Source organism: Paenibacillus polymyxa (genome assembly GCF_018614975.1).
Taxonomy (GTDB): domain Bacteria; phylum Bacillota; class Bacilli; order Paenibacillales; family Paenibacillaceae; genus Paenibacillus; species Paenibacillus polymyxa_E.
On the sequence record NZ_JAGGNR010000037.1, the window covers coordinates 1 to 13,640 of the forward strand.

The following is a 13,640-nucleotide window of genomic DNA, read 5'->3' on the forward strand; positions in this document are numbered from 1 at the left end:
CTATGAGGGGAGCATATCATAGCTGCAGGAGCACTCTTTTCCTTATTTGAAAACGTAAAAGCAACAGGTTACTCTGATATCAATAACTTGTCTTCAACCAATTGTCCTTGGACCAGTTCAGTTTACCTGAACCTGCACCATTGGAAGCCGTGAGGCGAGCATTCAACGTAGATGGATCATCCGTGGTATAGCTATAGGGAAGTGTCGAGAAGCCGTTCCAGGAGAACGATTTTACCACTGCCGGGATTGGCGCCAGTGGACTGCCAGGCGTATCACTGCTGCCACGGAATGAGCTTCCATCCAAGGAATACATGGTATCGTTCACTCTGATTTTGCCGGTATAGGTTGGATCTGCCGGATCAGTCTGATTGTTGCGAACAGGATACAACACGTCCTTGATGACTGATTTCTCAACCAATACAGCTCCGCTCTCTGTCGAGATTGCCCCATTGCCAATGATATCGAACTTATAACCTTTGGACGCAATCGCTGTTGCCATCGCCGTTGTAATTTTGGCTTTGGCGGCACGTGCCCCTGTCGCATCCATCACGATGTTGTAAGCATGTGCGTTGCCTCCGCGCAATCGTGGCATCCGGTCCTGAATATCTTTGTACAGATTATGGTGAAGCGTCATGGACAGGTTGGCGTTAGCTGATTCCAGGCTGGTCGAACCGACCAGATGTCCTTTCTTTTGTGGTCCCGAGATGGCGATAATATCGGCTTTGCTGAGACCTACCGCACTGCTGCGAAGGTAGTTATACATGGGATAGGAAGCCTTGTTTGCTTCCAACTCGTTAATCTGCCGGGTAACCCAGCTGTTCGAGCTACCGTCATCCCCTTTGAAGAGGGACCAGGAGATGGTCACACCGCTGGTTCCTTTTTTCGAATCGACGAGTCCGTCATAGGCTTTATTGAATGTGCAGTGATCAATCCATACGTTGCTGTTCTCCTCCAGGGTGATGTAATCCCAATCGTTCTTGTCGTAATCGCCTTTGGTGGATTCATCCCATTCCCATAACTCATCGAATTCCAGGTTGCGGATGATGACATTTGAGCTTCGTTTCACGCTGATCGCAGCGTGTTTGATCTTGGAACCATTGGCGGAGAAAATCGTGAGTCCATTGAAACCGTCAATCGTGAGCTTGCTGACACCGGTCTGTTTTAATACGGGATGTGTCAGCGCATCATTATGCTTGGCAAAAGGAGAAGTCTGCGCTGCACTCGGAATTTCATTCCATCCCAGATTCAGATCGTTCATGATCTCAACAACTTTGACGCCGGAGTTCTTTTTCAGCGCCAATGCCAGATCGGTCGCATTATACACTTTCTTATACGTGGCTGTGTTTGATTCGCTGATGATGCCGCCGCCCGCATTCCCTTGGGAGAAGCCTGTTAGATTGTAGTCTGCGTTACCCGCTGCCTGCACACTTGCCGGGCCGGACAATAAAGTTAACCCCAACGTTATAGCCAAGGCTGTGCTGCATAAGCTTCGAAATTTAGTTTTCACGATTCCATTCCTCCCAATATATGATGATGACATTCGTCCATCGCTGCCATGCCAAGTTACGAAGGACATGTTCTCAATGTAAGTTTTGAAAGCGATTACAACAATAATCCCTATCTCACATGTGGTTAGGAAAGGCTGGTATGGTAAGGGTTTGTACTGTAAGCAACCTTGAATCGTACAGAGTTAACTTGGGGAGTAAGGTTTCAGGGATATATTGTGGTAACAAGAACATTCCAGATGGGATGAAATTAAAAAGCAGGACTGCATCTGCTGCAGACCTGCTCGATTTTACTTTTTGATGGAACGTGTCCAGAAGCCGCCATGGAACTGTTTGGGCTCCACGGTAATAACAAATGCTTTGGGGTCCAGATCGAGAATTGTCTGATAGAGTAACTTCTGGTTTTTACGTTTTGCCAGAATCTCCATCACAAGCCGATCTCCATCACGTCCACTGCCCACCCATGCAGTAACACCATATCCTTTATCTCGCAGGGCATTCGCGACGCTTCCATCCAGCTGATTACAGATTACTTTAACGGTGATATAACCGAGCGCAATCTTTTCTTCAATCCACGCTCCGAGCAGCACACCCAATCCGTAACCTACCGCATATACAATCAGGGCCTCCGGTTGTTTCAGATAGTTTAGCACCAGATTCAGACCGAGTACATAGATCACAATCTCACCCATGCTGATCAGTGCGGCGATGTATTTCTGGCCTTTGAGTGTCAGAATCATCCGGAGTGTATAAGCCGATACGTATACAATCTGGATCAAAAAGATAAATACTAATATTTTAAACAATCACAATCCCTCTTTCCTGGCCTTCACAACGGAATTGGCCCTTTGCTGCATATCCTCGGCGATTTCGTATCATCTGTTCGCTCTATCTCCATCATTGGACGTTATACCCTCATTCTAAACGGTTGGATGTAAATCCGCAGGCATTTTCTGCTCTCTGGCATGCCGGAACTGCAATTATAGAACCGTTTGTACCGATTATCAACCCGGCGGAGGTCCCAGGGTCGAAAACGGGGGTCTTTGAATATGCTGTATCATCATCAAGCCAAGCACGTTGGCACAGGATCTCAGGTCAGAACCAGGATCGATGAGTCAAAACAAAAAAAGGGGGTACCGTCATGCAGCTATGGCAGGAGATGGAGCGGGAAGGCATGGAGGAACTCATTTTTTGCCATGATGCAGATAGTGGATTGAGGGCGGTCATTGCCATTCATAACACGGCCCTTGGACCTTCGCTCGGCGGATGCCGCTACTGGACGTATGCGTCTGAGGAAGACGCTGTTCGGGACGCCGTGAAGCTTGCCAAAGGCATGACGTATAAAAATGCAATCTCTGGATTGCCATATGGCGGCGGGAAAGTGGTTGTCTGGGACGCGCCCTTTGCGAAGAATACAACACCGGATGAGGGTCGTTGCGGGTCTCAAAGTGGTACGCAGGTCTCTGGAGATCTAAGGGTAGAGCAACAAAAGGGCGCTGCCGCGGAACGAGAAGTCGCCGCCGATGAGGTGATACATCAACAAGATAAAAGTCTGGATACAGACGTATCCAAGCGGGCGCAGCGCTTTCGCGCACTGGGTCGTTGTCTGGAGCGGCTGAACGGACGGTACGTGACTGGTCTTGATCTGGGTACCACGGCGACAGACATGGACCAGATCCGACTGGAGACCGCACATGTGACGGACACCACGGGTTCGCTTGGGGCGCAGGATGACTTCACTGCCGAGATGACCGCCTACGGCGTACACATCGGCATTGTGACCTCGCTGCGCCAGCAAGGCATTGCATCTTTGCAGGGCATTCCCGTTGCCGTCCAGGGACTGGGCAAGGTCGGGTATGCCCTGTGCCGTTACCTGCATGCAGCCGGGGCACGGCTCATTGTGGCAGACGTTGTACCAGAGCGTGTACAACGTGCCCTTGTGCAGTTCAGCGGCGCCATCCCGGCCGATCCGGCCCATATTCACGCCGCTGACTGCAAGGTCTTCGCCCCCTGTGCCCTAGGGGGCGTACTGACCCCGGCAACAGTGGAGGAGCTGCGCTGCTCCATCGTTGCCGGGGCGGCCAACAACCAGCTGAGTGAACGACAGCTGGTTGCAGGCCGCATGCAGGCGCGCGGCATCCTGTACGCGCCTGATTATGTGCTGGGCGCAGGCGGAATCATCTCCACCGCCTACGAGCTGGAAGGCGCCGGGCCTGACCTGATCCGCCAAAAAGTGGCGGGGATTGCAGGCACGCTGAGTAAGGTATACGCAGAAGCTGCGCAATCTGCGATCTCCACAGCCGATGCAGCTGATCAGCTGGCGGAATCCATCCTCCGAGCAGGCCATAAAAGATAGGGTGCCCCTCCTGGGGATTCTCCACTGCTTCACTCCATTTTAACGAACCTGATACACGCTATTAGCCCCTTTTAGCACGGATCTAATATCTAACGAATCACAGAAACGCTATTGTGCATAGTTTGGTCCTTTTTCAAGCTAAATAACTACTTTTTCGAGGATAGCGTTCCTGAGGTTCGTTAGAATTTATATTTCAGATTTTGACCCTGAATAGGTTGTCTCAGGTTCGTTAGCGCTGCGGCGAAGGTTTCTTTGGGGGTAGCATCACCTATCAAAAAGAGCTAACCTCGACATCAGCGTCCAGGTTAGCTCTTATACCCTCTCTTATCGTTTAGCGCTCTTACTCTCTTACTCTACTACTCAATTTTTAAACTGCAACCAGCCTCTTCTTCGCTGTCGTCTTCTCTCGAAACAGCAGCGTCCACAGCAACACATTCGCTACAATCAGTAGCGCACCATAGATCCATACGCCCCCTGACACTGAGCGGAAAAAGACATGGACTCCCCATAACATGGCGAGCACAGGGAGTGCGGCGAATACATACCAGCCATCACTTTGCTGCGCCATACTGAAGGATTGGGAGAACGGCGGCTTACGCAGCAACAACTTGCCTGCCAGTGGCACAAGCGCAGTAGCCGTCAACATAATAATCGCAATATCCGGCAGTATCCGTGATCCAAATGTCCAGGTGAACAAAATGGCATTTGCCAGAAATATAGGCAGGAACATGTTGCACAAGAACGCCTTCAGAGCGCCTTTGTATAACGCGCTATCATTCGCCATCGGTGCAGCGCGAAAGGTCCAGAACGCCTTATATTGTCCCGAAAATTTCAGCATGACCACGACCGTTACAACCAGCATTAGCACGATATAAAAGGTGTATACAAACGAACTTTGTCTAAACTCCGCCCAGGTGGAGGATTGCAGTTCGGTGAACCAGAATACATAAGGCAAAACAAATGATAAACCAAGCGATGGATACACCTTCAGCTTGAATTCCCGTTCATTACGCATCATGCTGGCTGACAGACGGAAGCAAGCCTGTTCCTCTCTCGAACGACTGACAACCTTGGAGATCAACCGATCCCATCTTCCGCGCCTGCGTCCGGAGGACTGACCCGAATGTGCCATTTTTTCCAAATACAATTCAAAGGAAGGCATAAGCTTCACATATACGATCATACTCACCACCGGAACCAGGACTGCCAGTGCTGTGAACGTATATATCCACACATTCCCGCCCCCTGCAAATAACCATTCATATGCAGCCGCATACCATAACGGAGGTAACAGCAACTGCCACCATGCCGGGGTAAATACCATACCAAAGTCAATAATGCTGAACGAACGGATGACCAGCTGATAACCGATCGCAATCCCTACCGAAAGCAGAATTTGCACCATATTGATCATATCCTTCAGCTTCTCACCATCCAGAAACTTCATCATGAACAGATAGATCAGGGACGTTGTCACCAGAATCAGCATATTGATCAGAATCAGTTCTACAAGGAAAATCAGAAAGAATCCGATCCCGTGTGTCACCAACGCGGCAATTAGCGGTATACCGGTTAATGAACCCGTCAGCAATATCAGATATACGCCCGCATGGATGGCTCGGGCCATCCCCACCGTTCGCCCATTAACGGGCTTGGTCATAATAATATTGCGATCCCGAATGTCTAGCAGCACAGAGGAAAAATCCGAGATCATGGACGTCATGATCATAAACATCAAGATGCCAAACACAAGACCCATCTGAAGCATGAAATGCCCCGTATCCCAGACGATGAAGGGAACCATCATCAGTCCCATTAATCCATACAACCACAGGGAACGAAGAAACTGATTACCTTCCTTGCGCTCCTTTTTCCCTGAATTGTTAGACAAAATGGTAGGTACTCTACGTTGATCCATCTGGAACTTCACTCGCAAAATCAGGCGCAGCACATCATAATCCGCCCCTGTTCTGGCGATGAGCGGACGAAAGCGATCCAGAATCTTGAGTGTGCGGAAGTCAGAGGATTCCTCCATATCAGTACACCTCCTGCACAATCGATACAAAACGCTCAGCAATGGCTTTATGCTCATTGAAGCCCGTCAATTGATTGAATACTTCCTCCAATGTCAATGAACCTTCCATGGATTGCTGTTGGAGCTGCTTGAACGTGCCGTCTGCCACCACGCGTCCTTCAGCGATCAGTACAATTCGACTGCTGATCTTCTCCACCACATCCATGATGTGTGACGAATAGAAGATGGTTGTGCCTTTGGCTGACAATTGCGACAAAATCTCTTTGACCACCATCATACTATTGGCATCCAGTCCGCTGAGTGGTTCATCCAGGAACAACAGATCCGGGTCATGCAGCAGCGCAGAGATCAACAGCACTTTCTGACGCATGCCTTTGGAGAAGGATGCAATGCGGGAATGATATGATTTTTCCAGTCCAAAACAATCCATCAATAGCTTGGCTTTATAATCCGCATCTTCATAGGACATACCGTATAACTCTCCCGTGAAAGTCAGATACTCCGCAGGCGTTAATTGTTCGTATAATTCCGCGACCTCCGGGACATAGCCGATTCTGCGTTTATACTCTACATCCCCATCCGCAATATCTTTACCAAAGATTCGCACCGTGCCTACATATCCTTCAACCAGCCCGAGTAAAATCTTAACCGTCGTACTTTTGCCAGCCCCGTTCGGACCAATATATCCAATCATCTCACCGCGATTGACTTCCAGATCGATGCCGTTCAGCACATAACGTCCGTTGTATCTCATACGCAAGCTTTCAATGGATAGCACTTGTTGTTCACTCACTTCGTTATCCAGCTCCTGTCTCTATCTTTTTCTACAATTCTACTAGTTTACCACAGATTGGGATGGTATTGATCGGAAATAGGTCACGATATGAGCCATCGTCTGGATATCCCCTTCGAGTAAAAGCATCACGTAACATGCGTGAATACATCACAAAGCCCCTGTCCCACCTTATGGTAAGAGACAAGGGCTTCCATTTTATGTTGAACCTTATTTTGTAATATTTAAAACGCCTTATTGCACCTTAACAATCTGAAAATGCTGATTCGTGCCGCCATTATCCGTCCACTGGATGGCCGCAGCCCCATCTGCCAGAGATTGACCGGAGATATCTAATACCTTGCCTGTACTGCGGTTTTTCAGTTTATAATAACCACCGCCTACATGGACGAGCTGCCATTGCTGGCTGGCCCAACCCCCATCATTCCACTGTTCAATGACAGCCCCATCGGTCGTGGAACCATTCTCCACACCGATCAGCTTGCCACTGGAACGGTTGATAATTTTGACATAACCGCCACCCGCATCGGTAATCTGCCACTGTTGACTGGTTGTCCCCCCATCTGCTCGCTGCTCCAGATCCGCACCGTTGGCGGAAGAACCCCCGATGACATTTAGCAACTTGTTACTTTTACGGCTAATCAGCTGATATGAAGCATTCGGGTCCCACACATCCGGTGTATTCACTCCGGTCACGGTACCTGTTGCTGTATCTATCGTAATACTGGTGGCCCAGTTCATCGCCAGACTGGTTGCACTCGGAAACGAAAGTGGCAACCAGACATACTTGGAATCCTGCACCGGTCCACTCCACGCACCAGCCCATCGGTCGCCCATGTAGAGATAGGAGGTAGTCTGCGAACCTTCTACCGGAACGACATAGGTGGATTGAGAACCATATGTTGTACTGTCGCCGAAGTTACTGAGACCGCTCCATGTGCCTGTAATGCTGGAGGCTGTGGCATATTTGGCCTGATTCGGATTCCAGCCGGTGGCACCCGAGGTGATCAGGAAGTAGACGCCGTCTTTTTTGAATAAAGCAGGTGCTTCTCGATATTGTCCGGGCCACAGTGTTGTGACAAGGGATTCCACACCCAGGAAATCCGGGGTCAGCTTATATATATTCAGATCTGCATTCACTCGAGTCGCGGAGATCAGATAAGCGGTCCCGTTATCGTTGTATACCGTCATATCTCTGGAATCATACCCAAGTGGACGATAACTGCCCACATACGTGTAATTGCCATCAACCGTATTCGAAGTAGCTACAGCCACTCGGGCCTCGCCATAATCCAGACCATTCTCTTTATGCATCCACAGCACATATTTGCCAGTCGAACTGTTATAGATGACTTTTGGGCGTTCAATGTTGGAGATATTTAACTCGGCTGCCGAGCTGCTGGTGAGCACATCATTGCGATACTCCCAGTTCTTCAGATCCGATGAACGATACACGGATACGGCCTTGAACGTTCCATTCGGGTTACGATTCTCTCCAAACCAGTAATAATACCCATTTGCCTTGATCATCCCGCCCCCATGAGCATGAACGACATTGCCATTGGTATCCTTGAACTGTACACCGTTCGTTACACTGAGCGGAGCAGCTGAAGCATTCGGTCCGGGTGCGAGCAGCATACCTATGGATTGCAAAGCCAATATCAAAACAAGCAGATAACTTAAGCGGCGGGTAAAGCGACGTGAATGTGTATTCTTTTTCAACCATCCATCGTTCATAGCCATATCGTAATGCACCTCCATGTTTTTTATGAAGCGCTTACATAAAATGAAATCGATATGTCTCATCTGCCTCCGATTGATGATGCATTTCAGCATTAGAATTCCTGGCAATACTGGCTGGGCGTTCACCTCCCTGATTCAGATTGTATCCGCCACGTTCCTGCTTGAATAGTGAACAATTCAGCGGAAGATGTACAATTTTATACTCCGCTCTCTCCATGAACAGCAAAAAGACGCTTCCCCGAAGCGTCCTCTGCTATGCTCGCCCTTATTGCTTAATCTTGGTCGTCAAAATCCTGGTCCAACGATAACACTTTACCTGTGTTGGCATCGATATCTACATCTGCTTCACCTTGAGCGGTTCTCAGCTCGATCTCATACACATAGCGACCATCATCATGATCCAGCTCAACTTTGGTTACTTTACCACCCGTAACTTGTTTCAACGCAATGTTTGAAGCTTGGGATGCCGTCAATTTGACCTGCTTTGAAGCAGAGCTGTTAGATGTATTGCCTGTTACAGTACCTTTATAGTCATCGTCATCGTAGTCTTCATCATCCACGACCGCCAGGATTTTGCCTGTATAAGCATCCAGACGAACGACAACATCATTTTTGCCTTTTCGATCGATCTCAACTTCATAGAACGTTTGGCCGTTTCTACGCTCCAGATCCACGTCATCCACTTTACCATCGGCTGCTTTTAACGCCAACGCTTTTGCTTGTGATGCATTCAGCAATTTACCTGTGCTGTTCTGATTCTGTGTTACAGATTGTGTTGTTGACGTGGGTGTATTTTGCACCGATTGTCCGTTCACATTCCCGCTAGCCGCTACGGCTGATCCACCAAGTAATACTGCTGCTGACAAGCTACCAATCCAAAGTTTATGTTTGTTCATCATCATCATTCATCTCCTCGTTGTTGTTGTTTTCGTTCTCGTCTACATTTATAGAATAACCTGCAGGAATGAGAGATCAGCGAGAGTTAGATTAGAATTTGATGAGAAAATGAAGAGAATGCTCATTTAACAGGTATTCATTGTCCATCTAATTGAAAAAGATGACCCCTAAACTCGGAATCATCTCTCTAAATCAGTTTAACACTATATTTAATGTATTCCTTGCAACATGTTAATCCTCGTCCTCATCCCAAGTCACCGAACGAATCGCTCCCGAGATGGCATTCACCTGCACAATCGCTTCCCGGCCATCCTCCAGATCAATTTCAACCAGATAATACGGATTCCCGCTATTGGTTCCACGCAGTTCGATGTCGTCCACTTCCCCCGGGACCTCCGCAAGTGCCTTCTGCTTGGCTTGTTTCTCGCTCAGAAACTGAGGTTTGGGTTCATCCCTGGTTGGTTCAGTTGTCGGGGCTGCTATTGTGTTGGAAGCTATCGTCTCTCCCGTGTATGGATCAATCGTGAGTTCTTCACGGCTGTTATCCTTCGCCTTCACGACCGCAGTGTATACCGGACTGCCTTGCTGCTCCACAAGTTCAAGCGAGATTAATTGGTTATCTGTTTGTTGTTTTAACAACGCCGTCTTGATCTGCTCGCGGCTCCATAACGTCTTCTCTTCCGCTTGCGGGTTCGACTCCAGCCGTTTAATGGAATTCACAGCAGCTGTAACGGCATCCACTTGCACATCATATAGGCCGGTCTCCGAACGGAGCTGCATGATATACGTCCCGTCCTTCAACGTGGAATTCACAATCTCCCCTGGATATTGATCCAGTACGGATTGGGCTGCCGCATCTGCCGTAAGTACCGCACCCGTCGAATGCCACGGCTTCCACCAAGCAACAGCTGCCACAATCAGCACAACGAGAAGCCCTGCACCCCACCAAAGTGACCTTTGCGATTTCGCCCACCCATTTTTTCCCTGTTCATGCCGTTTCATCTCCGGTGGTCGCTGCTCATGCTCTGTCATCCCGTTTCCCCCCTTATAACTCCTCCATAGCCCGAGTTCTTCTGCTGTATATTCGGTCTGATTAATGGATACTAAATAAACTGAACTAATCTTTTACACAATAACGGAGAGGACAGAAATAACCTGAAAAAGCGAAGCGTTCGCCTTTATCCCCGGATTTTCCCCTTTGAGAAAAGGGAATCGAAAAATCTGGGGATAACAGCGATTGGAAGGTTGTTCTGTCATCGTAGTGTCAGTGTGAACAATCTTTAGTTCAGTTTATATAGTATATAAGAGAAGAATGAGAATTTCATGAGAGCGGGCCGTTCTGAACGGATAGAGGCAAAATAATCGAAGCCTCGGTGCCTTCAGCCTCGGTGCTGATCAATTCAATCCGAGCTCCAACTGCTCCTGCAAGCTCTTTTGCAAGTGACAATCCCAGACCCGAACCGCTTGCGCCTAGGCTACGTGTTCTGGCCGGATCAACCCGGTAGAATCGGTCAAATACCTTCTCCAGCTCGTCCTCCCCCATACCAATCCCGGTATCCACAATCCGAATACGGCACTCTTGCCCCTTGGCTTCCAGCCTGACTTCAATTGCATCTTCACTATACTTCTGGGCATTATCCAGCAAAATATACAAAAGCTGCTTCAGCTTGCTCTCATCGCTGATCGCCCATATTGGACCTGGATCCTCACACCGGACTTCACGGTGATAGGCTTCGCGAAACGTACGTGTGGAGTCTGTAGCCAGTCTCGTAATATCCACACGCTTCAACTGTACATTCCACTGCTCTGGCTGCTTCGCAAGCAGTAGCAGTTGCTCAGTCATCTCTCGCATGCGAATGGATTCGGACAGAATCGCTTCCACCGCTTCATCGAATACTTCGGGCCGCTCTTTCCCTCGCCGCTGTAGCAGACTGGCATAACTCTCAATAATGGTCAGCGGTGTTTTGAGCTCATGGGATGCATCCGAGACGAATCGTTCCTGTCGTTCAAAGTTGGATTCGAGCAGGTCCATCATCCGGTTAAACGTCTGCCCCATCGTTTTCAGTTCATCCTTCGATCCTTCCTCCAATGGAAGACGCTTGAATTGGCCGCTGGACTGAATGTCACTCATTGTGCGTGTCATTTGCTGAATCGGTCTGGTCATCCGGTTCGCCAGAATCCGGCTGGAGATAATGGCTGGAATGAGAGCAATAATCGTGACCGCTACAAGCACAGTCCGAAGTACAGACAGACGATTCTCTGTCTCTGCAATGCTCTCGGTGACCTGCACATTCACCACCTCGCCATCAGGCCAGATGACCGGGACTGATACCCACACATAACCAATCTGTTCGACTTGGGTATATTCCGATTTCTTCTCACTTTCATACTTATAAGGCAGCTTGCTGAGCTGCTCAGAAGCTGCTGTTGTTGTCACCGGGGAACTGGTGCCGTCTTCATTGACGATCCGAAGCATGCCGTTCACAGGTGCGTAGGCCCGCAACAAGTCGTCCGGCGGAATGGAGCCGGCAGACTGACGCACTCCTTTGACAATAGACTCCGCTTCCGCTTCCACCCGATTAACCTCGTTATCAATCGACATCCGTTCAAACACGATGTAGACCGACAGGTTCACCGCGATTAACAGCACAGCAAATAATACAGACGAATATCCGTAGATTTTACTGCGCAGGCTCATGACTGTTCCTTCAGGACGTAACCTACGCCCCGTACGGTATGTATTAAGGGCGGTGTGAATCCGTTATCCACCTTTTTGCGCACATAACGGATGTACACATCCACCACATTAGTATCTCCATAATAATCGTAGCCCCACACAGCCTGCACAATCTGATCACGACTGAGCACCTGACGTTGATTCTGCAGCAGATACACGAGCAGGTCGAACTCACGTGGAGTAAGCTCAATTGCAACGCCATCTCGCGATACCTCTCGTGTTCCTTCATTCAGTTTCAACCCGGCAGCCGTCAACCAGCCTGCCTCAGCTTCATCCTGATTCCCAGAAGAGTCATTGCCTGTATCAGCAGGTGTAGACGAAGCAGCGGACGAAACAACAGGCGCCACTGCACTAAGCCGCAATGCAGCCCGAACTCTGGCAAGCAGCTCTTCAATCTGGAACGGCTTGGTGATGTAGTCATTGGCTCCGAGATCCAGGCCGGATACTTTGTCTTCCACAGAATCTTTGGCAGTGAGCATAATGATCGGAACCTTAGCATCCTTGGCCCGAACTCGCCGCAACACTTCAATTCCACTCAGACCAGGCAACATCACATCAAGCAGAATCAGATCCCACTGTCCTTCTGCAACCTTCTCCAGTCCTTCTGTACCACTGCCCGCCTTGCCTACCTGATATCCCTCATACTGTAGTTCCAGTTCCAGCAGACGTGCTATTTTGGGCTCATCCTCTATGACCAGCACGGCTTCGTTCATGCAGCGCTCCCCCTCATCCCTATCATTTCATTCTCCCGTTATCTTACAATAACATTTACAATTTGCCCAAGGCGTCTTCAACCGGATGCTCTCCGGCAATCAGGTCAAAGGCCATCCGGTACGTCTTCTCTTCTTGCAAAGAAGCCACGATTACACGGGCCACATCTTCACGCGGAATGCTTCCCGGCTTCAGATCTGTTCCAACTGCAATCTTGCCCGTACCCGGTTCATTCTTCAGACCACCTGGACGTATAATCGTGTAATTGAGATCACTTGCAAACAATGCACGATCCGCATAATGTTTCGCCACGTAATAAGGCTTAATGGACTCTGACCATTTCTCCCGTTGATCTGCGCCATACGCACTGACCAGAATATATCTGGAGATTCCTTGCTGCGCTGCGGCTTCCATCGTTTTCACCGCACCGTCGAGATCAATAAGCAGTGTTTTGTCCTGACCGGTAGATCCGCCAGAACCCGCCGTAAACACAATGGCATTATGATCCTGCATTGCTTCAGCCAAGTCTTCCACACTGCCCTCAAGATCACCGATTACCACATCGGCCCCAAGTTCCTTCAGTGCGTCTGCCTGCTCTGGTTTGCGGATCATGGCCGTTACTTTATGTTTGCCTTCCTCTACCAGCTGCTCCACCACCAACTTGCCGATTTGTCCATTTGCTCCTATAACTAAAACGTTCATACGTCATTTCTCCTCTCAGTTGAACGGACCACTTGTTGCTGCTAGCCGTTCCTTTTATTTAGAGATGCTCATCCTATAATTTAAACGAAAACCGGCGCTTCTAAGCGCCGGCTTCTTGTTTATGCCCGTTCAGTACATCTATGAAATGTGAAGTCATCCAT

At 49.1% G+C, this 13,640-nt stretch carries 12 protein-coding genes; 1 reads left to right on the plus strand and 11 read right to left on the minus strand.

Features of this window, described 5'->3' with window-relative positions; genetic code table 11:
• Positions 1 to 79: 79 nt before the first annotated feature.
• Positions 80 to 1,459 carry a pectate lyase family protein gene (locus J7E78_RS23285; protein ID WP_251035221.1) on the minus strand — a complete coding sequence of 460 codons (1,380 nt, stop codon included), beginning with the start codon at positions 1,457 to 1,459 and terminating at the stop codon, positions 80 to 82.
• A gap of 336 nt (positions 1,460 to 1,795) precedes the next feature.
• The gene (locus tag J7E78_RS23290) at positions 1,796 to 2,311 is read right to left on the minus strand and encodes a DUF2179 domain-containing protein (RefSeq protein ID WP_101313505.1); all 516 of its coding nucleotides are present in this window, start codon (positions 2,309 to 2,311) and stop codon (positions 1,796 to 1,798) included.
• Positions 2,312 to 2,646: 335 nt separating this feature from the next.
• Between J7E78_RS23290 and J7E78_RS23295 the strand changes: the two genes are divergently transcribed.
• Positions 2,647 to 3,861, plus strand: coding sequence for a Leu/Phe/Val dehydrogenase (locus tag J7E78_RS23295; protein WP_215078408.1), 1,215 nt, complete (start codon positions 2,647 to 2,649; stop codon positions 3,859 to 3,861).
• Positions 3,862 to 4,228: 367 nt separating this feature from the next.
• On the opposite strand, the gene J7E78_RS23300 is transcribed toward J7E78_RS23295, so the two are convergent.
• From J7E78_RS23300 to J7E78_RS23340, 9 genes are all read right to left on the minus strand, one after another.
• Entirely contained in the window at positions 4,229 to 5,896 is a 1,668-nt protein-coding gene (locus J7E78_RS23300) for a hypothetical protein (RefSeq protein WP_215078410.1), read from the minus strand.
• Position 5,897: 1 nt separating this feature from the next.
• Positions 5,898 to 6,689: an ABC transporter ATP-binding protein gene (locus J7E78_RS23305; protein WP_215078412.1), complete on the minus strand. Its 792-nt coding sequence runs from the start codon at positions 6,687 to 6,689 to the stop codon at positions 5,898 to 5,900.
• 234 nt (positions 6,690 to 6,923) lie between these two features.
• Positions 6,924 to 8,432, minus strand: coding sequence for an RICIN domain-containing protein (locus tag J7E78_RS23310; RefSeq protein ID WP_251035214.1), 1,509 nt, complete (start codon positions 8,430 to 8,432; stop codon positions 6,924 to 6,926).
• A 34-nt stretch (positions 8,433 to 8,466) separates the two neighbouring features.
• The gene (locus J7E78_RS23315) at positions 8,467 to 8,658 is read right to left on the minus strand and encodes a hypothetical protein (protein WP_215078415.1); all 192 of its coding nucleotides are present in this window, start codon (positions 8,656 to 8,658) and stop codon (positions 8,467 to 8,469) included.
• 46 nt (positions 8,659 to 8,704) lie between these two features.
• Positions 8,705 to 9,331 carry a PepSY domain-containing protein gene (locus J7E78_RS23320; protein WP_215078417.1) on the minus strand — a complete coding sequence of 209 codons (627 nt, stop codon included), beginning with the start codon at positions 9,329 to 9,331 and terminating at the stop codon, positions 8,705 to 8,707.
• Between the two features lie 229 nt (positions 9,332 to 9,560).
• Positions 9,561 to 10,361 carry a PepSY domain-containing protein gene (locus J7E78_RS23325; protein ID WP_215078419.1) on the minus strand — a complete coding sequence of 267 codons (801 nt, stop codon included), beginning with the start codon at positions 10,359 to 10,361 and terminating at the stop codon, positions 9,561 to 9,563.
• 289 nt (positions 10,362 to 10,650) lie between these two features.
• Entirely contained in the window at positions 10,651 to 12,027 is a 1,377-nt protein-coding gene (locus J7E78_RS23330; protein ID WP_215078421.1) for a sensor histidine kinase, read from the minus strand.
• Positions 12,024 to 12,779: a response regulator transcription factor gene (locus J7E78_RS23335; protein ID WP_215078423.1), complete on the minus strand. Its 756-nt coding sequence runs from the start codon at positions 12,777 to 12,779 to the stop codon at positions 12,024 to 12,026. The genes J7E78_RS23330 and J7E78_RS23335 overlap by 4 nt, the downstream gene beginning before the upstream one ends.
• A 55-nt stretch (positions 12,780 to 12,834) precedes the next feature.
• Entirely contained in the window at positions 12,835 to 13,479 is a 645-nt protein-coding gene (locus J7E78_RS23340; RefSeq protein WP_215078426.1) for an SDR family oxidoreductase, read from the minus strand.
• Between the last annotated feature and the right edge of the window lie 161 nt (positions 13,480 to 13,640).

What these genes read in the sequence shown, in the direction of transcription:
- J7E78_RS23295 (WP_215078408.1), top strand. Translation starts at nt 2,647, where the DNA reads ATGCAGCTATGGCAGGAGATGGAGCGGGAAGGCATGGAGGAACTCATT.
- J7E78_RS23300 (WP_215078410.1), bottom strand. Translation starts at nt 5,896, where the DNA reads ATGGAGGAATCCTCTGACTTCCGCACACTCAAGATTCTGGATCGCTTT.
- J7E78_RS23310 (WP_251035214.1), bottom strand. Translation starts at nt 8,432, where the DNA reads ATGGCTATGAACGATGGATGGTTGAAAAAGAATACACATTCACGTCGC.
- J7E78_RS23320 (WP_215078417.1), bottom strand. Translation starts at nt 9,331, where the DNA reads ATGATGAACAAACATAAACTTTGGATTGGTAGCTTGTCAGCAGCAGTA.
- J7E78_RS23325 (WP_215078419.1), bottom strand. Translation starts at nt 10,361, where the DNA reads ATGACAGAGCATGAGCAGCGACCACCGGAGATGAAACGGCATGAACAG.
- J7E78_RS23330 (WP_215078421.1), bottom strand. Translation starts at nt 12,027, where the DNA reads ATGAGCCTGCGCAGTAAAATCTACGGATATTCGTCTGTATTATTTGCT.
- J7E78_RS23335 (WP_215078423.1), bottom strand. Translation starts at nt 12,779, where the DNA reads ATGAACGAAGCCGTGCTGGTCATAGAGGATGAGCCCAAAATAGCACGT.
- J7E78_RS23340 (WP_215078426.1), bottom strand. Translation starts at nt 13,479, where the DNA reads ATGAACGTTTTAGTTATAGGAGCAAATGGACAAATCGGCAAGTTGGTG.